The 26,404-nt window shown below is 35.6% G+C and carries 22 protein-coding genes; 7 read left to right on the top strand and 15 right to left on the bottom strand.

The window, feature by feature from the left end; genetic code table 11:
* Nucleotides 1–318: 318 nt before the first annotated feature.
* Together D1003_RS04445 and dusB are read right to left on the bottom strand one after the other, a co-directional pair.
* Nucleotides 319–1,080, bottom strand: coding sequence for an exodeoxyribonuclease III (locus D1003_RS04445; protein WP_153935873.1), 762 nt, complete (start codon nt 1,078–1,080; stop codon nt 319–321).
* Between the two features lie 15 nt (nt 1,081–1,095).
* Nucleotides 1,096–2,073 (bottom strand): tRNA dihydrouridine synthase DusB, encoded by a 978-nt coding sequence (gene dusB / locus D1003_RS04440; protein WP_153935872.1) that lies wholly within the window; start codon nt 2,071–2,073, stop codon nt 1,096–1,098.
* A 199-nt stretch (nt 2,074–2,272) separates the two neighbouring features.
* Here dusB and D1003_RS04435 point away from each other — a divergent pair, with 199 nt between their 5' ends.
* Nucleotides 2,273–2,842: a hypothetical protein gene (locus D1003_RS04435; protein WP_107046078.1), complete on the top strand. Its 570-nt coding sequence runs from the start codon at nt 2,273–2,275 to the stop codon at nt 2,840–2,842.
* A 56-nt stretch (nt 2,843–2,898) separates the two neighbouring features.
* Here the strand turns inward: D1003_RS04435 and D1003_RS04430 are convergent, their stop codons facing one another.
* Nucleotides 2,899–3,756 (bottom strand): hypothetical protein, encoded by an 858-nt coding sequence (locus D1003_RS04430; protein ID WP_052910126.1) that lies wholly within the window; start codon nt 3,754–3,756, stop codon nt 2,899–2,901.
* 104 nt (nt 3,757–3,860) lie between these two features.
* Nucleotides 3,861–4,721 (bottom strand): hypothetical protein, encoded by an 861-nt coding sequence (locus tag D1003_RS04425; protein ID WP_153935871.1) that lies wholly within the window; start codon nt 4,719–4,721, stop codon nt 3,861–3,863.
* A 315-nt stretch (nt 4,722–5,036) separates the two neighbouring features.
* Here D1003_RS04425 and D1003_RS04420 point away from each other — a divergent pair, with 315 nt between their 5' ends.
* Nucleotides 5,037–5,693 carry a hypothetical protein gene (locus tag D1003_RS04420; RefSeq protein ID WP_153935870.1) on the top strand — a complete coding sequence of 219 codons (657 nt, stop codon included), beginning with the start codon at nt 5,037–5,039 and terminating at the stop codon, nt 5,691–5,693.
* Nucleotides 5,694–5,824: 131 nt separating this feature from the next.
* Here D1003_RS04420 and D1003_RS04415 read toward each other — a convergent pair whose 3' ends face one another.
* The gene (locus tag D1003_RS04415; RefSeq protein ID WP_153935869.1) at nt 5,825–9,010 is read right to left on the bottom strand and encodes a hypothetical protein; all 3,186 of its coding nucleotides are present in this window, start codon (nt 9,008–9,010) and stop codon (nt 5,825–5,827) included.
* A 183-nt stretch (nt 9,011–9,193) separates the two neighbouring features.
* Between D1003_RS04415 and D1003_RS04410 the strand changes: the two genes are divergently transcribed.
* The 5 genes from D1003_RS04410 (at nt 9,194) to D1003_RS04385 (ending at nt 16,296) form a co-directional block, all read left to right on the top strand.
* Nucleotides 9,194–10,036: a T9SS type A sorting domain-containing protein gene (locus tag D1003_RS04410; RefSeq protein ID WP_260393317.1), complete on the top strand. Its 843-nt coding sequence runs from the start codon at nt 9,194–9,196 to the stop codon at nt 10,034–10,036.
* A 655-nt stretch (nt 10,037–10,691) separates the two neighbouring features.
* A complete protein-coding gene (locus D1003_RS04400) occupies nt 10,692–11,075 on the top strand; it encodes an HU family DNA-binding protein (RefSeq protein ID WP_153935868.1) in 384 nt (127 codons plus the stop codon).
* A 162-nt stretch (nt 11,076–11,237) separates the two neighbouring features.
* Complete coding sequence (locus tag D1003_RS04395) at nt 11,238–12,800, top strand: hypothetical protein (protein ID WP_153935867.1); 1,563 nt, start codon at nt 11,238–11,240, stop codon at nt 12,798–12,800.
* Nucleotides 12,801–12,945: 145 nt separating this feature from the next.
* Nucleotides 12,946–13,740, top strand: coding sequence for a thymidylate synthase (locus D1003_RS04390; RefSeq protein WP_153935866.1), 795 nt, complete (start codon nt 12,946–12,948; stop codon nt 13,738–13,740).
* A 45-nt stretch (nt 13,741–13,785) separates the two neighbouring features.
* Entirely contained in the window at nt 13,786–16,296 is a 2,511-nt protein-coding gene (locus tag D1003_RS04385) for a M1 family metallopeptidase (RefSeq protein ID WP_153935865.1), read from the top strand.
* Between the two features lie 59 nt (nt 16,297–16,355).
* Here the strand turns inward: D1003_RS04385 and D1003_RS04380 are convergent, their stop codons facing one another.
* The 10 genes from D1003_RS04380 to fbp all read right to left on the bottom strand — a co-directional run bounded on the left by D1003_RS04380 (nt 16,356) and on the right by fbp (nt 26,243).
* Nucleotides 16,356–17,024 carry a PorT family protein gene (locus D1003_RS04380; protein WP_260393315.1) on the bottom strand — a complete coding sequence of 223 codons (669 nt, stop codon included), beginning with the start codon at nt 17,022–17,024 and terminating at the stop codon, nt 16,356–16,358.
* 95 nt (nt 17,025–17,119) lie between these two features.
* Nucleotides 17,120–17,992 (bottom strand): succinate--CoA ligase subunit alpha, encoded by an 873-nt coding sequence (gene sucD, locus D1003_RS04375; protein WP_004918657.1) that lies wholly within the window; start codon nt 17,990–17,992, stop codon nt 17,120–17,122.
* A 102-nt stretch (nt 17,993–18,094) separates the two neighbouring features.
* The gene (locus D1003_RS04370; protein WP_153935863.1) at nt 18,095–18,997 is read right to left on the bottom strand and encodes an LpxD N-terminal domain-containing protein; all 903 of its coding nucleotides are present in this window, start codon (nt 18,995–18,997) and stop codon (nt 18,095–18,097) included.
* A 65-nt stretch (nt 18,998–19,062) separates the two neighbouring features.
* Nucleotides 19,063–19,626: an elongation factor P gene (gene efp, locus D1003_RS04365; protein WP_004918666.1), complete on the bottom strand. Its 564-nt coding sequence runs from the start codon at nt 19,624–19,626 to the stop codon at nt 19,063–19,065.
* 27 nt (nt 19,627–19,653) lie between these two features.
* Entirely contained in the window at nt 19,654–20,442 is a 789-nt protein-coding gene (gene lpxA, locus D1003_RS04360; RefSeq protein ID WP_153935862.1) for an acyl-ACP--UDP-N-acetylglucosamine O-acyltransferase, read from the bottom strand.
* Nucleotides 20,443–20,449: 7 nt separating this feature from the next.
* A complete protein-coding gene (locus D1003_RS04355) occupies nt 20,450–21,844 on the bottom strand; it encodes a bifunctional UDP-3-O-[3-hydroxymyristoyl] N-acetylglucosamine deacetylase/3-hydroxyacyl-ACP dehydratase (protein ID WP_153935861.1) in 1,395 nt (464 codons plus the stop codon).
* Entirely contained in the window at nt 21,837–22,871 is a 1,035-nt protein-coding gene (gene lpxD / locus D1003_RS04350; protein WP_153935860.1) for a UDP-3-O-(3-hydroxymyristoyl)glucosamine N-acyltransferase, read from the bottom strand. Before lpxD ends, D1003_RS04355 begins: the two co-directional genes overlap by 8 nt.
* Nucleotides 22,872–22,954: 83 nt before the next feature.
* Nucleotides 22,955–24,166: an HD domain-containing protein gene (locus D1003_RS04345; RefSeq protein ID WP_153935859.1), complete on the bottom strand. Its 1,212-nt coding sequence runs from the start codon at nt 24,164–24,166 to the stop codon at nt 22,955–22,957.
* 53 nt (nt 24,167–24,219) lie between these two features.
* Nucleotides 24,220–25,227 carry an o-succinylbenzoate synthase gene (locus D1003_RS04340; protein ID WP_153935858.1) on the bottom strand — a complete coding sequence of 336 codons (1,008 nt, stop codon included), beginning with the start codon at nt 25,225–25,227 and terminating at the stop codon, nt 24,220–24,222.
* Nucleotides 25,227–26,243, bottom strand: coding sequence for a class 1 fructose-bisphosphatase (gene fbp, locus D1003_RS04335; RefSeq protein ID WP_153935857.1), 1,017 nt, complete (start codon nt 26,241–26,243; stop codon nt 25,227–25,229). Before fbp ends, D1003_RS04340 begins: the two co-directional genes overlap by 1 nt.
* Nucleotides 26,244–26,404: the final 161 nt, after the last annotated feature.

Below are 26,404 nucleotides of genomic sequence, written 5' to 3'. Positions count from 1 at the left end.
TTTAATTGACCAAATGTTTTTGAAAAAATTTTTAAATATTTTTCTCAACATCGCTAAATACCCCTCGCAACGCACCTCTTTATCCTTAGGTTTATTACTACATAAGCATTTAAGCCTCTCAATCTTACTCCTACTCTCTCTTATCGAGGCTGCAAAAATACATATGCATAAACTTATTCTCCAAATATTTTATACCCTTTTTTTATCTATCATATATAATTAACTGATATACAAATTGAAAAATTTTGGAATATAATTTAGAATACAACCATATACAATAATTAGTGATTTCAGATTATAGTTATTTTGTAAGCCATATTATTTTAACTCTACTAAAACGGGACAATGGTCCGAGTGATAAGCCTCACTAAGAATAAGCCCTCTAGACAAACGGCTTTCTAGAGAGTCTGACACAAAATGATAGTCTAACCTCCAACCCTTATTATTAGCTCGTGCATTTTGTCTATAACTCCACCACGAGTATTGGTTGGGTTCAGTATTAAAATAACGGAAACTATCTATTAATCCACATTCTTTTATAAACTCTGTCATCCATTCTCGTTCTATAGGAAGGAAGCCAGATACATTTTTTAATCTTACAGGGTCGTGGATATCTATCGCTTGATGACAGATATTAAAATCTCCCGAAATAATTAAATTAGGAATGGTTTTTCTTAGCTCTTTTATATAAGCTAAAAAATCGTAACAAAACTGCATTTTGAAATCCAGTCTATCTATATTGGTAGCAGAAGGCACATATACAGATATTACCGAAAAATCTTCAAAATCAGCTCTTATCACTCGTCCTTCTTTATCGTATGGTTCCATATCACAGCCATATTCTATGTGCTTAGGCTGAATTTTAGTAGCGATACCTACCCCGCTATACCCTTTCTTTTCCGCAGAAAACCAATAGGTATGGTAGCCCTCTTTCTCAAAACTTGCTATATCTATTTGGTCTTTTTGAGCCTTGCTTTCCTGAAAACAAATAACATCGGGAGCAGCGTGTCCTAACCAACCAATTAAATTCTTGTTAAATGCTGCCCGAATACCATTGACATTATAAGATATTATCTTCATTATTTTGTTTTAGCTTTAATTATTTGCCTCTATGATTTGACTGATGAGGCTATCCATCTCCTCCAAAGTAAGTATTTCTAAAAACCTTTTTCTATACTCCTTAAAATGTGGCACCCCACGGAAGTAATTACTGTAATGTTGCCTCATTTCTATCAATCCAAGGCGTTCACCTTTCCATTCAGCACTCCATTCGGCGTGTTGCCTTACTGCGGTTAAACGGTCTTGCAAAGTAGGTTCTGGAAGTAGCTCTCCTGTTTGGAAAAAATGTTTTACTTCATTAAAAATCCAAGGATAACCAATGGCAGCTCTACCAATCATAACTCCATCACAAGCATACTTATTTTTATAGTCTAAGGCTTTTTGAGGCGAATCTATATCTCCGTTACCAAAAATAGGAATCTCAATATTAGAGTTTTGTTTAATGCGAGAAATATGTTCCCAATCGGCTTCTCCTTTATACATTTGAGCCCTCGTTCTTGCGTGTATGGTAAGGGCTTTAATGCCTGCCTCTTGCAGTCGTTCCGCTACTTCATCTATATTGATACTGCTAGTATCCCAGCCCAACCTTGTCTTAACCGTTACAGGTAAATGGGTAGAATTTACTACGGCTTTGGTAAGCCTTACCATTAGGTCTATATCTTTCAAAACCCCTGCTCCTGCCCCTTTGCAAACTACTTTCTTCACAGGACACCCAAAGTTAATATCTACCAAATCAGGTTGTACCGTTTCCACTATTTTGGCAGACATCGCCATAGCTTCCTCATCTCCCCCAAAAATCTGAATACCAACAGGTCTTTCGTAATCAAAAATATCTAACTTCTTTTTAGACTTTATAGCATCTCTGATAAGCCCTTCCGAAGAGATAAACTCCGAATACATTAAATCTGCACCGTGCATTTTACAAAGCCTACGAAACGGAGGGTCGCTCACATCTTCCATAGGAGCCAGCAATAAAGGAAAATCTGGCAATTCTATATTCCCTATTTTTACCATTCTGCAAAAGTAAGTGTTTTTTTATTATTTCGTATTAACCGACCTCTCCCTAGAAAGGTTTTTGAATACACTAGGGAAAACTTATAATTAACCATATAAGATTTAACTTAAATTTAACATCCCTTCCTATATTTAATTAAAAGTATAGTTCTACTTTCGTGTCTTAATAGACTTTTATTCACATATAAAACCATATATTATGCAAAAAATCATTATATCATCCATCTTTGTATTGTGTTTCGCTAATCTATTTTCACAAGACACCTGCCAAATTAGAACCTCTCCTCATTACCAAAATCTAAAAATAATAAATGCTGAAAAAGTGAAATGTATAGCTCAAAATCGCCCAAGACCATCACTATTTTTTACCTTCGGTATTTGGTGTTACCCTTGTAGACTACACGCAAAAGGAGCTTATGACTTTGCTAAAGAACACAATCTTAACTTTTATGTAGTACTTATTGAAAATGATAAAGAAAAAAATTACAGAATACTAAAAGCAATTGACTTTTGGGAAGATATAGACAAAAACATCAATATACTATTAGTCAGCAATGAGTACAGTTCTAGACCTAGAGCCAAGAACAAAAAATTCCTTACCGAAATTACACCTCCAGAATTTGAAAATATAGACGATATGTCAAAATATATCCTAGTTAATAATTTAGGAAAAGTAGAAATGGTAACTAGTTACAAAGACTTTGGAGAAGATGATTGGAGAGATGACTCTGGTATTCTTGCCAGAAAGATTTTACCACTAGTTAAATAACAAAAAAATCGGAGAGAAAAGCCCCTCCGATTTTTTTATGATACTGTGCTAAAACACTACTTAGTAACAGTTTTGTACTCTATCTTAGAGACTCTGTATTTTTTACCATCTACACTATTCTCAAACTCTGTAGGAAAGTTTTTGTCATTATAAGTGTACTTATAAGCTTCCGTTTGAGTATAGATATCCGTGTAACTTACATCTTTACTCACATCTTTACTACTTTTAGTCAGTACATTATTGAAATTCCCCAATGAAACAGCTAACATAAATTGAGAATAGCCCAGCTTATCAAAACCGCTGATATTCTTAAAAATTGAATTTTTATCATCGTAAGTATAATTTTCTTCTATAGTCACTTCATCAGTATAACCATAGCCTGTTAAAGTCTTTTTTCCTACAATCTTTGTAACCTGCTTATTAGGCGTAAGTGTGTAGGTATAAGTTCCTACAGCCTCTAACTTTAGTTCACCTCCACTCACATTTTTCCTATTGTAGGTTACATTTACACTGCTCTCACTAAGTTCATAAGTATAGATATCTGTAGTAGTAGTACCACCATAACTTGACACTAGAGTTTCTTTAACTAAATTCCCCTTACTATCGTATTCAAAAACTCTCTCCTCTTCATCACTTTTTACCTTAACAAGAAGGTTATCTTGGTAAGCAAAGGTAGTGTTCCCCTCTCCATCACGACTAACCATTTTAGTAAATTTAGTCCCATCATAAGTTAAATCATAAACTGATGTTCTCTTCTGGTTACCATCTTTATCGTAGTAAGTTTCCTCTACCTTAGAAGGCAATAGCAATTCCTCCTTAGGCGTAGGTGTAGGCTCATCATCATTTCGGTTACAAGATACTGCTAAAAATACAGGCAAAACTGCCATAGATAATAAATAAAATACCTTTTTCATAGAAATAAACTTTATTTGATACTGCAAAGATAACTATTTATTATTTTTAATAAAAAATCGGAGAGAAAAGCCCCTCCGATTTTTTATGATACTGTGCTAAAACATTATTTAGCAACCGCCTTATATTCTACCTTAGAAACAACTTTCTCCTCATCTCTCACCCTTTCAACTTCCACAGGAAAGTTTTTATCATTATAAATATACTTATAGGTATCTGTATGAGTGTAGACATCTGTATCATCTATTATATTGTATTTACTGCTCTTAGTCAATACATTATTGATACCCCCCAATGCTACCTTTACCGCAGCTTGAGAATAACCCAACTTATCAAAACCGCTAATATTCTTATAAACCAAATTTTTGTCGTCATAAGTATAATTTTCTTCCACGGCTGTTTCATAAACATACGTCGAGGAGCCATCATAGCTTGTTGAGGTCTTCTTTCCTACAATCTTTGCAACCTGCTTATTAGTCGTAAGTGTATAGGTATAAGTTCCCACTTCCTCTAACCTTAGTTCCCCTCCATTCACATTTTTCCTATTGTAGGTTACATTTACACTGCTCTTATTAAGTTCATAAGTATAGATATCTGTAACGGTAGTGTTATCATAACTTAACACCTGAGTTTCCTTAACTAAATTCCCCTTACTATCGTATTCAAAAACTCTATCCTCTTCATCACTTTTTACCTTAACAAGAAGGTTATCTTGGTAAGTAAAAGTAGTAGCATACTCTTCATCATCACTCACACTAACTACTTTGGTAAGTTTAGTGCCATCATAAGTAAAGCTATTAACCGTTGTTCTCAATGTATTATTATCATAGTAAGTTATTTCCTCTTTAGAAGGCAATAGCACTTCCTCCTTAGGCGTAGGCGTAGGCTCATCATCATTTCGGTTACAAGACACCGCTAAAAATGCAGGCAAAATTGCCATAGACAATAAATAAAATACCTTTTTCATAGAAATAAATTTTAAATTGTACGAAATTTTGATGTTGCAAAGATAACTATTTATTATTTTTAATAAAATTTTGAAGAAAAACTACTATATTTACTCCATAGGAATACAAAAATAGATGTGAGGAACATAAGAACCTCCGTGAGGAATACAAAAACAGCTTTGAGGAACAGAAAAACAATCGTGAGGAATAGAAGAACAGCAATGAGGAACCCATTATTTTAATGAGGAACTAAAGAATAGCATTGAGGAATAGAAGAATGAACAGTTTTTATCCATAAAATTGAAAATAAACTAACCCAATTTAAATATATTACGATGAACAAGCTAAGAACAACCGAACTTCAGTGCCTAGAAAACTACCGACTACTATTCGCCAACCTAGACGAAGTTCAAGACCTCAAAACCGAACTTGAAGCCTATGGCTACAACGATGCTAAAATCCAACAAGGTAAAGCTCTCTTTAGCAAAACACAGCAGCTCTACGACCAAAACAAGCAAGAAACTGCCGAAGAAAAAGAAGCCTATGCCCATTTTGCCAACGCTTACAACGAGCTCAAGAAAAACTACAACAAGCACCGCAAAATAGCAAAAGTAGCCCTAATGAAAAAGCCCGAACTCTGGAAAACCCTCGCCATAGATGGTAGTGCCTCTGCCGCTTACCTCAAAAATATGGAAGAGATAAAAACCTTCTACACCCAAGCCCAGAGCCACAGCGAAGCAAAGCCACTCTTAGAGCAGTTTAAACTCACCAAAACCCTCGTAGATGAACAAAAGGCCGCACTACAACAAGTAGAACACCTAAGAGCTAATTACGAAAAAGAAAAAGGCGAAAGCCAAGACGCCACCAAACAAAAAAACAAAGCCTTTACCGAACTTTCTGACTGGGTACAAGACTTTTATGCCGTTGCTCGTATTGCCTTAGAAGACCGCCTGCAACTGTTAGAAAGCATTGGCAAATTTGTGCGTAGTTAGGAAAGAATTTCGCCCACAATCAAAAACAGTTCTTCCAAAAAGAGGAACTGTTTTTTGTCCCCACCCTCTTATTTACCCTTTAAAAATCAAATTTTTAATAAATTTATCTCACTATAAATTCACAAAATACTCTAAAACCCTGCCCTCACTTGTACACTTCCTATGTGTATGGTTCTGTCCCCAGAATTTCGTCCCTCATAGTTGAGGTTAAGTTTTATAAACGAATTTATCGACTGTTGCAAAAACACCGTCCATACCTGATTTTTGCCCACTTTAAGTCCTTCCAACATTTGATTACCTACCAAACTAAAACTATTACCTTTAAAATCATTATTGATGAACGAAAAACTTCCCCTAACCGAAGTCTTAGAACGCTCCCATTGTAAACTTCCTGTAAGGTCAAAGGTTTTTAAATGCTCTTCTCCGTCCAGCCTTTGCTTTTGCTTTAAAGCAGAAGATAGCTCTGCTTGTATAGCCTCTGTAAGTTTATAGGTTAATTTTGGGCGTGTTTCTAGATGAATTAAATGATAATCTCTAGACTTAAACATCTCCGAAGCGTTGGTTAAGCTCTGATACTGATTTTCCCAATCCGCTCTAAGATTTTTATTGAACCAATAGCCAATATTCACAAAGTGAGAAGACTGCTTTTTAGACTCTAAACTGAAATTAGCATTTATTAAGTTATCATTTAATATCAATCGGTAAGTGCCATTCCACCCCGAAACTTCATTAGGTAAAAATTGTGCTGTTGCCAAGAAGTTTTGATTTTTCAGAATTTGATTTTGTTGTTTTTCAAATGGATTCCAAACCAAAACACGGTCTTTTTTATAAAAAGAATTTTGAGATAAAAGCGAAAGATTAAAGTTCCACCTTTTCACAAAACGATTTTGAGAGTTAAATATCTGTGCTGGACTAATGAATAACGACAGCTGAAGTTTGTTTTTATTAGAAGGCAAATATTTTATCGTATTAGTATAAACCCTTATGTATTGAGCTAAATCGGTGTACTCAGCCACCTCAAACTCGTCTAACTGTTGCACCCCATCGCCGTTGTAGTCTGTCCATTTGTAAATTCCTTGTCCATCGGTTACTTTTAGATACTGAAATTCCCTTTGTGCCTCTTGCCCGTTGCCCAACTCATAAAAGGCTTGGAGCCTCACTCCATTATTAAACAACTGCTGATGGTATAAAATATTCCCCACCACAAAATCCTGATTTTGATTATGAACCAACGATTCCGAAGTATAATAAAACTTACGATAATGAGCCAATGCCGTAAGAGTTGTTTTTTCATTTTTAATGATTTGGCTCTCCACCATTGCTCCCAAAATATGATTTACCTTTTCTAAACCTGCATTTCTCACAGAGTCGTTCTCTCTTAGGTAGAGTTTCGTTAAAAGTAAAGTTCTATTTTCATTACCTACTTTTTTCTGTATAAATAACTCTCGCCACGCAAAACTCGTGGCATCTGTTTTTTGGATATTATTGAAGTTTTTAAGGTTATGTTCCATTTGCCCACCCAATGTCCAGCTTCCTTTTTCGCCTAAGTATGAAGTAGAAGCAAAACCTCTTACAAAACGAGTATCCTGAAAATCCGAATTGGTATTAAGGTAGGATACATTACCTTCTGTAAGCCATTTGTTTTGTATCCATTTAAAATTCAAATCGTTTTTAATCCCTTGATAAGTACCAGCTTCGTTGAGGAAATTAAGCGTATAGTTGAGTGCAGAGCCTTGCTTCCATTCATTTAAAAAACCAAATGTAAGTCTGTTTTGTGTTCTATGATTAAACTCTTGAGAAAGATTAAAATCTCTAGCGAACTCCACATTATTAAGACGATCCAAAATATGAAATCGCTTATTGATATGCTGAAACTCAAAACTTGGTGTTCCCTTCCATTGACCTTTAGTAAAGCTTTTTGCTCCTACTATCCGAGCGGCGTAGCCTTTATTTTCATCATTATTTTTGGAAGAGAATAAATTAACATCGTAATGACTTAACGAAACATCAGCTCCTACATAGCCTTGATTCAGCAAATAAGAAACATTAGCCGAAAGCACCTGTGTTTTTTGAGGTGCTGGTAACTTTCGCAACGCAGAATAGTCGCCTCTACCTTGCCCTACATACTCAAAAATCCGACCGTTATTCGTGGTTTGTTTCAGTATATAATCGCCCTCATTTTGCCCTGTGTAAGAAAAGGAAACTTGGTAAAGTTTTTCATTAGCATCAGTAGAAAACTCATAGTAGTCCCCATTAGCATCGCTTACTTTTCGGTAAAGAATTTTATTAACATCGTAAGCCGTTTCAACCCCAGACGGAGCCACCATCAAAGCAGAATTACTCCCTGCCTGTGCCAATACCTTTTGGTCGTCTTCGCTCAAATTAAGCGATAGAGGTGCATTTTTGTTATCACTTTCAAGAAACCAATTAAGCCCAAGTTTCAATTTCTCTCGCTGATGTTCCACACCTCCAGTAACTAAAAAACGTGTATAGTTTCGGTTGGTATAATTGTATGAAATGGTAATGAAGTTTTGATTGTAAATAGGTCTAAAGCTCGTAAAGGTAACCTCTCCCGTATTGTAGTTGATGGTATAATCTAAGTTCTCCCCTCTCTTCATTAAAACACCATCAATAAACACTTGTTCGGAGCCAGATATAATGGTAATGAAGGTTTCGCCATTCTTACCTAACAGCCTATAAGGACCTTGGTTGCCTTCCACTCCCTGAAACCTAATTCTATGAAATTCGCTACGAGCCACCCCCGCCGACAAATGAATAGAAGTTGGATTTTCCTTTCCCATTTTGGTTTGAAACTCTAGCCCTAGACTACGCCTTTGATACCTTCCGAAGTAAGTCGTTTCATCATTCAAATCCAAATGTCCCGCTCGAAGGAACGATTTTTTTTTGATATTAAGTTGAACAAAAATTTTATCAAACTCGTCTAACGTTTGTGTATAGCCGTCCGCCTGTATCGGAAGGTTATGGTCCGAGATACTGGCTAAAATAGATACCTCTTGGCTTAGTTTACCCGAAATCTGTAAATCCATAGAACTTTGCACCGATGAGCCTTGGGCATTACCAAAAGAAATCCCTCTTATAATAGCTCCTTGAGCATTAAGGTTACCTAAATCCAGTTGAGGCTTACTGGCAGACGGAAGCTCTAGCTTCTCTACTATATTCCTTTGTGGTAGCTTTATAAAATCCAATGTATCTCTTGTAAAAACCTCTTTATTGATATTAGCTATAATAAGGCTATCCTTCTTTGTAGAGTCTTTAAGATAAGGGTTATGCCAAGAAAACACCTGCCCATATACCATATATGAGTTAAACCAAACTATGAGCAAAGCGACTATATACTTCAAGATATGACTAACAAGAAATTGCAAATTTACATAACGGAATATTAACAAAACTTAATATAAATCATCTTATCTTTTTCTTCCATTCTGTAATAAAGTTTTTAAATTTGGAGCAAATAATAACTCTAAAATTAAAAGATTATGAAAAAATTCTATTCTTTAGTGGCCGCATTAGCTATTACGGGTACAATTACTGCACAAATTAATGTTTTTAATGGAGCCGATTTTGAGGATTGGGCTGCTTTTGAAAGCAGTTTAAATTCTTTTGGAATTAAAAGTTATGCTACTCAAGGAGTAGGTTTAGGGTATAATAATACCAATTCTCTTAACATCAGTACTTCGGGAGCCTCTGGTAACGACTATGTATTTACCTCTAAAGCGGCAGCAGCCTTACCTACTTCTATTGAGAAAATTACTCTTATGGTTAAGGGTAGTTCGGCAAAATCGCTTTCATTTAACCTTTACAAGACCACATTAGATAGTAAAGGGAGACAAGAATATTATGTGTTTAATTTAGGTGATTTTGGAGATAGCAATGTAACTTTAGAATCATCGGGTAGTAACCAGTACACTGGAACTATCAATACTAATGGTGAGTGGAGAGAAATCACCTTGAAAATAGATAATCTAGCGGATATTAACTTAACCGATACGAGCAAAGACCTCTTTGCACTTAAAGTGGGTAAAGGTGCTAAATATGATTTGAATATTGATGACATCAAAATTTATGATAAGAAGATGAATGTATATGATTTAGCTGGAAATAAATTAAAAAACTTAGTTAAAAACACCGTAGTAGATACCCAACTACTATTTGGAACAGATGCTGACATCAAAATTTACAATGTTAATGGGCAGTTAGTAAAATCTGCTAAAGTAAATAACGGTGAGGCTCTTAACCTATCTTCTCTACCTAAAGGAGTTTACATTGTTTCTGGAGAAGTAAACGGTGAGAAAGTTTCTCAGAAAATTATCAAGAAATAAGTCAAATTTACTTTTAATTCATTATTAAAGTCTCGGATAATCCGAGACTTTTTTGTTTATAAAAATCTTATTGTGAGTATAAATAACTCTTTTTTTTAGATTCTTTCCCAAAAAAATTTGCACACTTCCGCAAAAGGTGATATGTTTGCCCCAGTTTATGCAGTACACTATCAACTACATACAAAAAAATGTAAAAAAGTTACAAAATTATTTGACTGTTCCAAATAATTTTGTAAACACACACACACACACACACACACACACAGAATAGTTGCGTGCGTACGCGTATTATACTACTTTTTATCTAGATTTTTATCGTTAATTATAAATAATGTGCCTCCAATTTCTGTTGGGGGCTTTTTTCGTTTATCTCATTTTAAATTTAGCTTTCATCAATATTTGCTAAAAGCACCATTGTTTTGTCTTAAAACTTGGTCGTTCTTGTTGGGTGCTTTTAGCGTTCAGAAAGGGAGTTTTTGCTGTCTTTCTGCCTTAGCCTTTCCTCTCGTTTTGTGTGTGTTTAGAGGGGAAAGGCGTTTTTTAATGTTAGAATTTAGAGGTGAGATATTAGAACTTAGTATCACCTCAATTCAATCCTTAAGTCTAACATCTAAAATCCAATATCTAAAATCTAACCCTTTAAACATTATAAATTATGTCAATTAAGTACAAAACCATTCAGAAAGCCCAGCCAGGTGTGGCGGGCGGAGGCGACAAAAAATTCTATGCATCGCCTGTGTATCAAGGAGAGAAAACTCTAGAAGGTCTTACCAAAGACATCGAGAAGATTTCTACTGTAAGTGGGGCAGACATCAGAGCGGTGCTTTACGCACTCGTAGATGTGATGCAAACCTCATTATCAGAAGGGCGAATTGTAAGGCTAGGCGAACTCGGTAGTATGAGAGTAAGCCTTAGCAGCGAGGGCAAAGCCAAAGAGGAGGAAGTAACTTCGGCAGCAGTAAAGTCAGCAAAGGTGCTGTTTACCCCAGGTTCTGACCTTAAAAAGATGCTACAAACGCTGAAGTTTGAAAAAGTCTAGCCACCCACAAAAAATTTCCTAGCTAGGGAATGGTAATTCTCAAGCTAGGAAATCTTAATTCCCTAGTTAGGAAATTCTAAACGCCACGCTAGGGAATTTTTAACCCAAAGAATAACAAAGAAAAAATTAAACAAAATCACTAACAACTTTAAAATAAATTTTATGAAAACAAAGACTACAAAATTAAGTGTACTCGCCTTTCTAGGTTTAGGTTTAGCGGTTTATGGGCAAAGTGGTAAGGTGGGGATTAACACTGATAAACCTGCAGCTACACTAGAGGTACAACCTACTTCTACTAACTTAGCTGGAACTACTAACGAGGGATTCATCGCTCCAAAACTTTCTAAAACACGTATTGCTTCTATTGCTAGTCCTGTAGAAGGAACTTTGGTGTATGCCACAGACGAAGCCGACAGTAAAATTTCGGATTATACAGGTACAGATACCAAAGTAGCCAAAATCACAGAAAAAGGCTACTACTATTATAATGGCACAGAGTGGGTAAAAATAGCAGGAAACAATGATGATATTTGGCAAAAACAAAACAGCGGAAACATTAGACTTATAGATTCTGAGATTAAGGATATTGTACAATATACTCCAACTGGAGATTATCAGCAATACCCTAAGACTCAATCTATATTTCAGGATTATAACAGTGTAACAAATCAAATACAGACTAAAAATATTTCAGAACTTGGTGGTAATTTCAGATTTTTAAATTCTTCTTCCTCTCCTACATCTAATGATATTTATGGAGATATATCAGGTAGTGGAGAAAATTACATATATAATATTGATAAGATTGAAGGTAACACTGGAACTAATGGGAATTTCATAGGACAAAATCACAGGCTTATCATTCCTACAGATACTTCTCTCCCTGTAAGGCTTGTACGAACTGGTAGTTTTACTGCGGAGAAACTAGATAATGGAAACACTTTTGAGTTAACCTCTATAGCAGCAAGAACTTTTGATGCGGGAGAAGGAAATACAAGGGATATTCGTGGCGTTGGCAGTGCTACGAGCATTCAAAAGTCAGCAGGTTCTATTAAAAATGCCTATGGGAGTTTATCTATATTTTATACTCTAGAAAAAAATATTGCACCTATTGAGCAACTTATAGGAGTTTATTCATTTAGAAGTCTTAAAGGGGCAGGCAATATAATTGATTCTTATGGCTTTTTTTCAAGAAGTGATACTTCAACTTATTCAGGAACAATAACTAATTCGTATGATTTTTATGCTACTGGAAATGTAAGAAATGCGACCAATCAGTATGGTATTTATATCAATGGTTCTGAAAAAACAAATTATATAGAAGGTAAAACAGGTATAGGCGTTACAGCTCCTACAGAAAAGCTAGAAGTAGCAGGTACTGTAAAAGCCACAGGTTTTACGGGAGCTAGTGGGGCTACTATCTTCCCAGATTATGTATTCCAAAAGTATTATACAGGTACTTCTAGCCTCAAGGCAGATTATAACTTTAAAACCCTTAGCCAAGTAGAAGATTTTGTAAAGACTAATGGGCATTTACCAGGGTATAAGTCCGCCGCAGAAATTAAAAAGCAAGGTTATATAGACCTTATGGCTACCCAGCTTACCAATGTAGAGAAAATAGAGGAGCTTTATCTGCACCTTTTAGAAAAGGATAAAGAAGTAAAAGCACTCAAAGCAGAGCTTACAGAGCTAAAATCTTTAGTAAAAGACTTACTGGCTAAATAAGCACTTCTTCCTTCCCTATTGTAATATGCAATAGGGATTTTTTGGGGTAATCCGCTTTATAAGAGGAGCCCCTTTTTTAGTTTACCTTCATTTTATGTTTTCATACTTCCCAAAAAACATTAAATTTGGGATTTAAAAGATTATAATGCAAAATTATCTAGACTTACTTCAACATATACTAGACCACGGAACAGACAAAACCGACAGAACAGGCACAGGTACAAGGAGTGTCTTTGGCTATCAACTTAGGTACGACCTTTCTAAGGGCTTCCCTCTAGTTACTACAAAAAAGGTACACCTTAAATCTATTATTTATGAACTCCTTTGGTTTCTAAAAGGAGATACTAATATTAAATATCTTAACGATAATGGTGTAAGCATCTGGGACGAATGGGCAGACGAGAACGGCGACCTAGGTCCCGTATATGGCGCCCAATGGCGAAGCTGGAAGGGTGCTGATGGTAGGGTTATAGACCAAATTTCGGAGGTTATACACCAAATTAAAACTAATCCTGATAGCAGAAGGCTCATCGTATCCGCGTGGAATACCGCCGAAATCCCCAATATGGCACTAGCCCCTTGCCACGCTTTGTTTCAGTTTTATGTTGCTGACGGTAAGTTATCACTACAACTTTATCAGAGAAGTGCCGATGTTTTTTTAGGCGTTCCTTTCAATATCGCTAGCTATGCATTACTAACGATGATGGTAGCCCAAGTGTGTGGCTTAGAAGTAGGCGAGTACATTCACTCGTTTGGAGATGTGCATATCTATAACAATCATTTTGAGCAAGTACAAAAACAACTCTCCAGAGAGCCTAAACCACTTCCTACTATGAAACTAACCCCTAGCGTAAAAGACCTTTTTGACTTTAAATTTGAGGATTTTACACTAGAAAATTATCACCCACATTCGGGTATTAAAGCACCTGTTGCCGTATAACCAACAATCAATTAGTAAAATTTTTAAAATCTAAATTAAAGATATATGAAAAAAATTATCATCACCGCTTTAGCTTTAGGCTGTATTATTTCTACCCAATACAGCTTCGCTCAAACCGAAACTTCTGGGAGAGAAGCCGTCTATCGTGCCACCCATACTAAAACTACCGAACTTAAACACACCAAACTAAAAGTAAGTTTTGACTTTGAAAAAGAGCAGCTTCACGGAGAAGAATGGCTTACTGCTTCGCCTTATTTCTATCCATCAGACTCTTTAGTTCTTAACGCTAAAGCAATGCTCATACACGAAGTGGCTTTAGATAAAAATGGAAATAAAGCCCCTCTAAAATACAGTTACAAAGACGATATTCTGCACATTTCTTTAGATAAAACTTATCGTAAAAATCAAGATTATACAGTCTATATTAAATATACCTCTAGACCCAACGAAGTAAAACAAAAAGGAAAAAAAGCTATAAATGATGCTAAAGGGCTTTACTTCATCAATGCCCAAGGCAAAGACCCTGACAAACCTACTCAAATATGGACTCAAGGAGAAACCGAGTCTAATTCGGCTTGGTTCCCTACCATTGATAAGCCTAATCAAAAAACTACTCAGGAAATTTATATGACCGTTCCTGATAAATTTGTTACTCTTTCTAATGGGCTTCTAAAATCTTCCACCAAAGAGGCTAATAATCTAAGAACCGACCATTGGGTAATGGATAAAAAACACGCTCCGTACCTTTTCTTTATGGGCGTTGGAGAATATGCCGTAATTAAGGACAAATGGAGAGATATCCCTGTGGACTACTATGTAGAAAAAGAATATGCAGATTACGCCAAACAAATCTTTGGAAATACCCCTGAAATGATGGAATTTTTCTCTAAAAAGCTAGGCTACGATTATCCTTGGGCAAAATACGCTCAATTAGTGGGAAGAGATTTTGTAAGCGGTGCAATGGAGAACACAACTGCCGTTATCCACGCCGAACACGCCCACCAAAAACCAGGAGATTTGATAGACGACAACCATTGGGAAAGTACTATCGCACACGAACTGTTCCATCATTGGTTTGGGGATTTGGTAACCACAGAAAGCTGGAGCAATCTTACCGTAAATGAAAGTTTTGCCAACTATTCCGAATACCTTTGGGAAGAATACAAGTATGGAAAAGATGCTGCAGATTATCACCTCAATAACGATAAAAATAGGTACATACACAATCCTTCTGACTTCAACAAAGACCTCGTAAGGTTTGATTACGAAAATAGAGAGGATATGTTCGATTTAGTATCCTATAATAAAGGGGGAGCTATCCTACATATGCTAAGAAATTACTTGGGAGATGATGCATTTTTTGCGGGTGTAACAGACTACCTCAAAACTCACGAGTATGGTACTGGAGAAGCTCACCAGCTAAGACTTTCGTTTGAAAAAGTTTCTGGCAAAGACCTAAATTGGTTCTTCAATCAATGGTACTTTAACAGTGGAAATCCGAAATTAAACATACAATACAGCTACGAACCTATAAAAAAAGAAGTAACGGTATCTGTTTTACAAAGTCAAGAAAAGCCTTTTCAATTTCCGCTTACTATAGATTTACACGAAGGAAACTCTATAAAACGCCAAGATGTATGGGTAAATGCCAAAGCTAAAAACGATTTTACTTTTAGTGTGAGCAAAAATCCTGATTTAATAAATGTAGATCCTGCTGGAGTCCTTTTAGCTGAAATAAATAACAGCAAAACTCCCGAACAACTCTACTTACAATATACTAAGTCTAAAGAGTATAAAAGTAGATATTTAGCACTAAAGAGTGCTTCTGAATCTACAACTTATCCTGAATCAGTAAAAACAATAGTAGCTGCACTAAAAGATGATTTCTTCAGATTGAGAATTCAAGCACTTAATGCCTTAGACTTATCTAATCCTGCACACACAAAGGTAGCACTAGCTGAAGTTGAAAAAATCGCTAACAATGATCCTAAAACTTTAGTAAGAGCAGCCGCAATATTAGCTTTATCTAAAACAAAAAACAAAAAATATCTACCTCTATATGAGAAGAATATTGATGTAGTATCTAACGCCATCAAAGGAAGTGCATTGGCTGCCATTGCACAGACCGAGCCTGAACGTGTTAAAAGTCTAGCAGACAAAATAGACCTTTCTGGTGCTTCAGAGGAATTAATTACCACATTACTACCTACAATCGTTAAAAATAAGATAGAATCTCAGATGCCACACATAGGTGGATTGGTCGCTTTTTATCCTTTCTTAAAATTTCAAAATCCTGAACTAGGTAGTGTAGCGGAAGAAGGTTTCAACTGGATTATGACTTCTGATAATTTAAAAGCCACAGAATCTATCACCAAAATTTTAGGTCAAGCCAAGTCTGAAATTCCTGACAATCCTCAAGTTAAAATGATGATTATACAAATGCTTCAAAACGGAGTTTCAAAAAAAATGGAACTGCTAAAAACTCAACCTAGTAGTGATAGTCTTCATAAACAAATAGACAAAATAAATAAAATCATTGAGCTTTATAAAAACTAAGGCAACAAAAAAGAGAGATGAAATTCATCTCTCTTTTTTATTATAAACTATTTTTTGAATTATTCAAAAATATAATTAAGTGTTAGACTTAGTACTTGTTCTGATTTTTTCTTCTCTGTATATAAATCTTTAGTATACGATTCCACCATACGAGGATAAGTATTGGACAAACCTATGTCATACTTTACCGCTATTTCTAATTGTCTTTTATAACTAAAGCCAAAGCCAAAGCCTAAACCAAAATTGAAACTACTTGCCTTCCCATTAAGATTAGGATATCTAGGATCGTTTCCCTCTATTGTATAAACTTGTCTAGATGGGCTTTCTACAGTTTGCTTGATCAGGAAGTTAAATCTAGGTCCAAATAGCCCAAAAAATTCAGATTCTGCCTCTGAAAAATAACCTTTTACATAAATAGGCACACTAATGTAGTCATTATAATATTTGGTATTCTTGTCACCTACCTGCTTATTATAACCAGTTTCTCCTGCTTGATAATACTGTACTTCTGGTTGCAAATAAAACTGATCCTCGTTATCAGCAGGGATTAACGCTAAAGCTCCTACTTGAAAACCAAGTCTTTTACCCGATGGGTTATGCGCATGCTTTACTCCAGAATAATTAACCCCACCACTCACCCCAAAACGAGTGTTCTCAAACTGAATATTGATTTGTGCAAAAGACAAACTCGAGACCAAAACTAATCCTGCTAAAACTATTTTTTTCATAATCATATTTTTAAGAATAAAACTCCAATGATACCTTTCTATCATCAGAGTTTTACCATTGTAATTAAAATTTCAATATTTATTTTTCAAAAATACTATCCCAAAACCTTTGCAATAGTAACTCCTATATCAGCTGGAGAATCTACCACATTGATTCCGTTTTCTCTCATAATAGCCATTTTTGCCTGAGCAGTATCTTCAGCACCACCTACAATAGCACCAGCATGTCCCATAGTTCTTCCTTTAGGCGCTGTTTGCCCTGCAATAAAACCAACTACTGGTTTTTTAGAACCACTAGCTTTATACCATTTAGCGGCTTCCGCTTCAAGGTTACCACCAATTTCACCAATCATTACTACAGCTTCAGTTTCTGGATCGTTAATAAACATTTCTAAAGCCTCTTTAGTAGTAGTCCCAATGATAGGATCTCCACCAATACCTATTGCCGTAGAAATACCATAACCTGCTCTTACCACTTGGTCTGCAGCTTCATAAGTAAGTGTTCCTGATTTAGACACAATACCTACTTTACCTTTCTTGAATACAAACCCTGGCATAATACCAATCTTAGCTTCATCAGAAGTGATGATACCTGGACAGTTAGGTCCAATTAGACGGCAATCTTTATCAGCAATATAATTTTTCACTTTAGTCATATCAGCTACTGGAATTCCTTCTGTGATACAAACAATCACTTTAATCCCTGCATCTGCAGCTTCCATAATAGCATCTGCAGCAAATGCTGGCGGTACAAAAATGATACTTACATTAGCACCTGCCTTTTCCACAGCGTCTGCTACGGTATTAAATACAGGCTTACCTAAATGCTCTGTACCTCCTTTTCCTGGAGTTACACCTCCCACTACATTTGTTCCGTAGTCTATCATTTGACCTGCATGGAAAGTTCCTTCGTTTCCTGTAAACCCTTGCACTATTACTCTAGAATCTTTGTTAACTAATACTGACATATTAAATTTATTTATTTTTCTTTTTGATTATAACTACCCTTCACTAAAGGATTCTTATTTTTCGGTAAATTTAAGAATTTTTAAATTGATGAAAAAATTATTTTATTTCAAATTTTTCAACCTGACTTCTTTCCTTAAATAATCACGGAATTCTTCTGCTATAGCGCCAAAATAAGTTCCTTTCTTTAAATCTCTATTTACACCACATTTAGCGAGTAGTACCGTGCCTTTTTCTACTCTAACTCCAGAAGCCATACCTACTTGTCCCCAAATGGTAACCTCATCTTCAATCACGCAACATCCCGCAATGCCTGTTTGAGAAGCAATAAGACACTTTTTACCGATAATGGTATCATGCCCTATCTGAATTTGATTATCCAATACAGAGCCTTCGCCTATCACCGTAGAAGCAGTAACCCCTCTATCTATAGTACATCCATTGCCTATTTCTACATTATTTTCTATCACTACATTACCCACTGAAATCAACCTATCAAAGTTCCCATTAAGTTTTCTATAATAGAAGGCATCTCCACCTAAAACGGTATTAGACTGAATGATAACATTATCTCCTATTTCTGTTCTATCTCCAATAACCACATTGGGAAAAATGTGGCAATTTTTCCCAATTTTAACTTGATTTCCTAATACTACAGAAGGGTGGATAAAAGTTCCCTCTCCTATCTGAGCATCATTTAAATCCTTTTTAAAATTATAAATCTGCGTAAAGTGAGTATTTATTTTATTAAAATCTCTGAAAGGGTCATCAGAAATTAGTAATGCTTTTCCCTCTGGACAAGCCACTTCTTTATCTATTAAAATAATAGTAGCAGCCGAGTTTAATGCTTTATCGTAGTATTTTGGGTGATTTACAAATACAATATCACCTGAACGTACCATATGAATCTCGTTAGTTCCCAAAACAGGAAAACTCTCATCTCCAACAAATTGAGCTCCTATAATATCGGCAATTGCTTTAAGCGTTTGAGGCTCTGAAAATGTCATAATTGAATAGAATTAAAAAATGAAATTCGGAGAGAACAACTCCCTCCGAATTTATTGGACTAAATTTATTTAACTCTCTCTAAGTAAGAGCCGTCTTCTGTATTTACTTTTATTTTATCTCCTGGTTCTATAAATAAAGGCACCATTACTCTAGCTCCTGTTTCCACAATAGCGTTCTTAAGAGCATTAGTTGCAGTGTTACCCTTTACACCTGGGTCAGCTTCTACCACTTCTAGATAAACCGTAGGTGGAATCTCCGCCGAAAGAGGCGTTTCGTCTTCCTCCTTCATAATGATAGTAACTTCTTCTCCAGCCTTCATAAACTGAGCATTCTCAATCATTTCTTTACCAATATAGATTTGAGAAAAATCATCATTATTCATAAAGTGGAACCCATTATCATCATCATAAAGGTACTGAAATTTACGAGTAATTACCTTTACCTCATCTATTTTATGCCCTGCTGAAAAAGTGTTATCAATCACTTTACCATTCGTCACAGACTTAAGTTTAGTTCTTACAAAAGCAGGTCCTTTCCCTGGTTTTACGTGTAGAAACTCAATCACCTTGTAAATGTCGTTGCTGTAATTGATGCAAAGACCTTTTTTAATATCAGCTGTTGTTGCCATCTATATAATATGTTATTTATTTTTTATTTAATCTTTACCTGTACCGTAACCTTTTACAATACCTCTAGGCGAATTCTGTATGAATTGTAAGATTTCATCTCGTTCTGCCGTAGGAAGCATTTCTTTTTCTATGTAAGAAACGGCTTGAGAAACATTCATTTTCATTTGAAAAATGATACGGTAGATTTTTTGTATCTCAAATATTTTTTCATTAGAGAAACCTCTTCTTCTCAACCCTACAGAGTTGATACCTGCATAGCTCATAGGCTCTCTGGCCACTTTTACATACGGTGGAATATCCTTTCTTACTAATGTCCCCCCAGATATCATTACATGTTTACCTATTTTACCAAACTGATGAACAGCAGAGAGTCCTCCCATAACGGTAAAATCTCCTATTTCTACATGCCCTGCAATACCACACCCATTTACAATAATTACATGGTCTCCTAAGATACAATCATGAGCAATATGTGAGGTTGCCATTATTAAACAGTTACTTCCTACTTTAGTATATCCCAAAGCCTTCGTCCCTCTATTGATAGTAACCGACTCTCTAATTGTAGTATTATCACCTATAATGACTTGAGTATCTTCCCCTTCAAATTTTAAATCTTGTGGTATTGCTGAAATTACTGTACCTGGGAAAATTCTGCAATTTTTACCAATCCTAGCCCCATTCATAATCGTCACATTAGGACCTATCCAAGTACCTTCTCCAATTTCCACATCTGCAGCTATGGTGGTAAATGGCTCTACTACCACATTTTTATCTATCTTAGCCCGTCTATCTACGGCTGCTAACTGATGAATCATCTTTAATCTAGATTTTAGTTTTTGCTACTTGAGCCATAAGTTCGGCTTCTACCACCACACTATCTCCTACATAGCCATATCCTTGCATATGTACAATACCTCTTCTAATAGGCTCTATAAGGTCTATTTTGAAAATAAGCGTATCTCCAGGAACTACCTTTTTCTTAAACTTAACCTTGTCTATTTTAACAAAATAAGTAGAATAGTTTTCTGGGTCAGGCACATTAGCTAATACCAAAATACCTCCTGTTTGTGCCATTGCTTCTATCTGTAGAACCCCTGGCATTACAGGTTCTTTTGGGAAATGTCCTGTAAAGAATGGCTCGTTCATTGATACATTTTTAAGCCCTACCACGTGAGTATCAGACAATTCCAAAATTTTATCTACTAATAAAAATGGTGGACGGTGTGGAAGCAACCCCATAATCCCATTGATATCGTAAACAGGCTCCTTGGTTAAATCAAAGTCAGGCACATTTTTTTTCTTTTGTAATTTCCACTGGCGGTTCAGTTTTTTAGCAAACTGTGTATTAACAAAGTGCCCAGGTTTGTTAGCAATAACTTTACCTTTTATCTTAACTCCTACCAATGCCAAATCCCCAATTACATCTAGTAACTTGTGTCTAGCCGCTTCATTAGGATAGTTTAAAGTTAAATTATCTAAAACTCCATTAGGACGGATAGATATTTCTTCTCTACCAAATGCTTTTTTGAGTTTTTCTGTGGTTTCTGGTGTAAGTTCTTTATCCACATAAACAATAGCATTACTAATATCTCCACCCTTGATAAGTCCGTGGTCTAAAAGCATTTCCAATTCGTGTAGAAAGCTAAAAGTTCTAGCACTAGCAAATTCTTCTTTAAACTCAGAAATATGCTTCATAGTTGCATTTTGAGTACCTAATACCTTAGTACCAAAATCTACCATCGTTGTAATTTCATAAGTATCAGAAGGGATAATCGTAATATCAGACCCCGAATTTGGGTCGGTATAACTCATTACCTCTTTTATCACTAGGTACTCTCTTGCCTTCTCTTGCTCCACAATACCGGCTTTCTCTATTGCTTCTACAAAAAACTTAGAAGAGCCATCTAAAATTGGAGGTTCTGCACTATCTAACTCTAATATTGCATTATCTAAATCCATACCTACTAAAGCTGCTAAAAGGTGCTCACAAGTATGTATTTTAACCCCTAACTTTTCTAATGTAGTTCCCCTTTCGGTGGTGGTAACATAGTTTACATCTGCTTCCACTTGAGGATTTCCTTCCAAATCTGTTCTTACAAATACAAAACCTATGTTTTCTTTAGCTGGTTTTATAGTAAGATTAACTTGTCTACCTGTATGAAGACCTATCCCTGAAAGAGAAACTTCTTCTTTTAAAGTTTTTTGCTTATCACTCATTAGTATTATCTTTTGAGTTTTTTTCTAGTTGATTTAACTTTTGAACAATTTTATTAAAGTTTCGGAAGTGAACATAATTTCTTCTAAAATCACTTGCCGAAATTGCTGGAGAACCATATAGAATTTCTCCATCAGACACACTATTATTTACGCCACTTTGGGCTTGTATTTTAACTTGATTACCAATGTTAATATGCCCTACAATACCTACTTGCCCGCCCACTTGGTTCCAATTGCCTATGGTAGTAGAACCCGCAATACCTGCTTGAGCCGCAATTACATTGTGTTTGCCTATCTTAACATTGTGAGCAATTTGGATTAGGTTATCTATCTTAGTTCCTTCCCCTATAATGGTAGAGCCTATCGTAGCTCTATCTATACTACAATTAGAACCAATCTCTACATCGTTCTCTATAATCACATTTCCTAATTGTGGAATTTTTTTAAAACCTTCTGCTGTTGGTTGGAAACCAAAACCATCTCCTCCTATTACTGTATTAGAGTGTATGATGCAATTATCTCCTATCACACAACCGTCATAAATCCTAGCTCCACTATCTATTTTACAGTTCTTACCAATCTTGACTCTCTTACCTATATATACCTGAGGCGCAATCTGAGAACCTTCTCCCACCTTAGTTTTCTCTGAAACATAGGTAAACGCTCCTACGAAAACATTCTCTCCTAAAACAGCCGTCTGATGAATAAATGCTCCTTCTTCTACCCCCGATTTTTTATCTTGAACCATCTCATTGTAAAGGTTCATTAGCACTTGAAAAGATAAGTAAGCATCTTCTACGGCTATAATGGTAGTCTTATATTCTTTCTCTTCCAACAATTTCTTGGATACAATAAGAACCGAGCATTTAGTTTCCTCTACAAAATGAGAGAATTTTTCTTGGGCAACAAAAGACAGATGTCCCTCTTCACCGCTTTCTATAGGCGAAACCCCTGTAATTAAAGCATTTTCATCACCGATGATTTCTCCATCAATAAAACTTGCAATCTGAGAAGCTGTAAATTCCATAATGTGCAAAGATAGTAATTTATAATATTTCTCCCGCAATTTATGCTACAAAACATCATTAAACCTCGTCACCATAACTGTATCTACCTAGGAAACGCTAAAATATATTTCTGTGTAGGACGCTTAAGACTCGTGGATAAAACAGATAGTTCTGATTCATCTAAAGGCACTTTATTCCCTTTTTTTTCTAGTAAATAGATAGGCTGTTTCTCACTATCATACGGCAATAAGTATCGGGAAATTTCATCAACAAAATCCAGCCCAAAATCTATATCCATTCGCTTATTAACAGTCTCTACTTTATCATCTATAAAACCTTGAGAAAACCCTTCTGAAGACCAAATAGTTTGAGGAAAATTTCGCGTTATAACTGCCTTACAATAATAAGACAGAACCAAATCTCCCTCATTTTGCCAAAGCTTTATTGCCTGTAATACATCAGTATCATCTAGATTTATAAATCTGCTCAAGTCTTCCTCCGACATAGAACTAAAATCTTTCTTATAAAGGAAATATTTTAGGTTTTCCGATGCCTCCAAATTAACTCCTTGAGAAATTAAAAATTTAGCTCTTTTCAAAATTTTAACCAACATAAATTCTGCCAAAGACGCTGTTTTATGGTAATACACCTGCCAATACATCAGCATCCTTGCTGTGAGATAGTTTTCTACGGAATAAATCCCTTTAGCATCTATCACCAATTCATCATCTGCCACATTCATCATCGATATCAGTCGTTGAGCATTGATATTACCTTCTGAAACTCCTGTAAAAAAGCTATCCCTTTTCAAATAATCTAACCTATCTACATCTAATTGAGATGAAACTAATTGATTAAAAAACTTACGATGATAATTCCCCTGAAACATCTCTATCGCTACCGATAATGCTCCTGAAAATTCATTATTCAATCGGCTCATAATCAGCAATGACAGTTTTTCATGATGCCAATCCTCCATAAGAACCGATTCTAATGCGTGAGAGAACGGTCCGTGCCCAACATCATGTAATAGAATAGCCAACATTGCCGACTGTTCCTCTTCCTTACTTATCTTCACCCCCTTGAGCTTAAGCGTTTCTAAGGCTAAAAACATCAAGTGCATCGCTCCCAATGCGTGATGAAACCTCGTATGTGTAGCCCCTGGAAAAACAAGATTAAGAAGCCCAGTTTGCGAAATCCTCCTCAAACGCTGAAAATAAGGGTGTTCTATAACATCAAATAGTATTTCGTAAGGTATTTTGATAAACCCATGCACTGGGTCGTTTATAATTTTGAGTTTATTAGTTTTACTCATTATCTTTTTAAAATTTCAGCAAATTTAGAGCTAATTTCTTAATTGACAATAAACTAAAATTTAACAAACCCTAACCTATCTCCGTTAAGAACAATAGGTGTTTCTAGATTATTGGTAAACAAGCCACCAGTACCCAATCCTTGAGGCATCTTACTTTGTTTAGTATAAGTGTATTGGGCAATAGCATTAAGACCGATATTACTTTCTAAAGCAGAGGTTATCCACCAGCCTATACCTAAAGTTTCTGCTAAACTTATCCATTCATCAGTCCCAGAAAAACCGCCTACTAGAGAAGGTTTCAAAATAATGTATTGAGGTTTTATTTTTTCTAATAATTTTTGTTTCTCTTCCACCTGCACCACGCCTATCAGTTCTTCATCCAAAGCTATAGGTGTAGGCGTATTCTGACACAGCATTGACATTTCTTCTAATTGCCCTGCCTTTATGGGTTGTTCAATGGAATGAATTTCTAAATCAGAAAGTTGTTGTAATACCGTTTTCGCTTCCTCCATTGTAAAAGCTCCATTGGCATCTACTCTTATTTCTAATTGATTTTTAGGATAAATATGCCTTAACTCGGAAATAATTTGCCTCTCGGAAGCCCAATCAACTCCTATTTTTAGTTTAATACAATCAAAACCTTGAGAAAGTTTATCTTCTATTTGTTTTTGCATAAACTCTACCGACCCCATCCATATCAACCCATTGATTTTGATAAAATCTTTACTCTCTGTAAAATCTGACGGGAAATAAACATACTTATCCTGAACCAAGTTCATCATCGCCTGTTCATAACCTATCCATATAGACGGGTAATGACGAAGATGTTCTCTCAAAACTTCAGGAGCTAAATGTATATTTTCGCACAACCAAATCAATTTTTCTTCATAATCAGGAACATCATCATAACTCAACCCTCTAAACAAACCACACTCTCCCTGCCCTTTGTTTATACCGTCTGCAACCTCTAGAAAATAAGTTTCCTTAGTAGCCAAAACACCCCGCGAAGTACCGCTGGGTGTTTTGAATTTGAGTGTATATTTATTATAATTAGCCCTCATTAAGCATCTTTAGCTTGATCCATAAACTCCTCTGCTTTTTTTACCATTTCTTCGCTTCCACAGAAAAACGGCACTCTTTGGTGCAACTCTGTAGGCTCTATTTCCAAAATTCTTTGAAAACCATTAGACGCTCTACCTCCCGCTTGTTCTGCTAAAAATGCCATCGGATTACATTCATATAGAAGTCTTAGTTTTCCGTTAGGAGCCTGTGAATAAGACGGATAGATGTAAATTCCACCTTTAATCATATTTCTATGAAAATCCGAAACCAAAGAGCCTATATAACGAGAAGTGTAAGGACGGTCCCCTTCTTCCATTTGGCAGTATTTTAAATAATCTTTAACCCCTTGTGGAAATTTAATATAATTACCTTCGTTTATGGAATATATTTTCCCTTTTTTAGGAAACTGCATATTAGGGTGAGAAAGATAATAAGTACCCAAACTTGGGTCTAATGTAAAGCCATTAACTCCGTTCCCTGTGGTATAAACAATCATTGTAGAAGAACCATACACTACATACCCTGCCGCAATTTGATTAACACCTTTTTGCAAAAAGTCTTCTAGCTGCACAGGAGTTCCTGGCTCCGTAACTCTTCTATAAATAGAGAAAATCGTCCCTACCGATACATTAACATCTATGTTAGACGACCCATCTAAAGGATCTATCAATACCACATATTTGCTCAAATGCCCATTCTCACCTGATTTTATTTCTATAAAATCATCACTTTCTTCCGAAGCGATACCACACACCACTTCTCTCTGAGAAAGAGCGTTAATGAAAATATCATTAGCCAAGACATCTAATTTTTGCTGGTCTTCTCCTTGTATATTGGTATTCCCTGCCTTGCCAATGATATCCGCAATCCCAGCTTTATTCACTTCTCTGTTCACTACTTTAGAGGCTAACCTTATAGCACTTAAAAGCCTAGAAAGCTCTCCCGTAGAATACTGAAAATCATCTTGTTTATCAATTATAAACTCACCTAACGTTTGTAATGGTTGTTGTGACATTTTTAGATTTATTAGTTAGAGCCACAAATTTCGTAATTTTGTTTGAATTTTCACAACTAAGGAAACTTTTTTATCCAAATTAAATTTTTGTATTTCTTTTTTTCAACTGATTTTAATACTTTTGGAAATTGTTTTAGTCTGTCGGAAGACCTTAACGCTAA

This window comes from Riemerella anatipestifer, assembly GCF_009663465.1.
Classification (GTDB): Bacteria; Bacteroidota; Bacteroidia; order Flavobacteriales; family Weeksellaceae; genus Riemerella; species Riemerella anatipestifer_C.
This window is presented reverse-complemented; position numbering and strand designations above follow the sequence as displayed.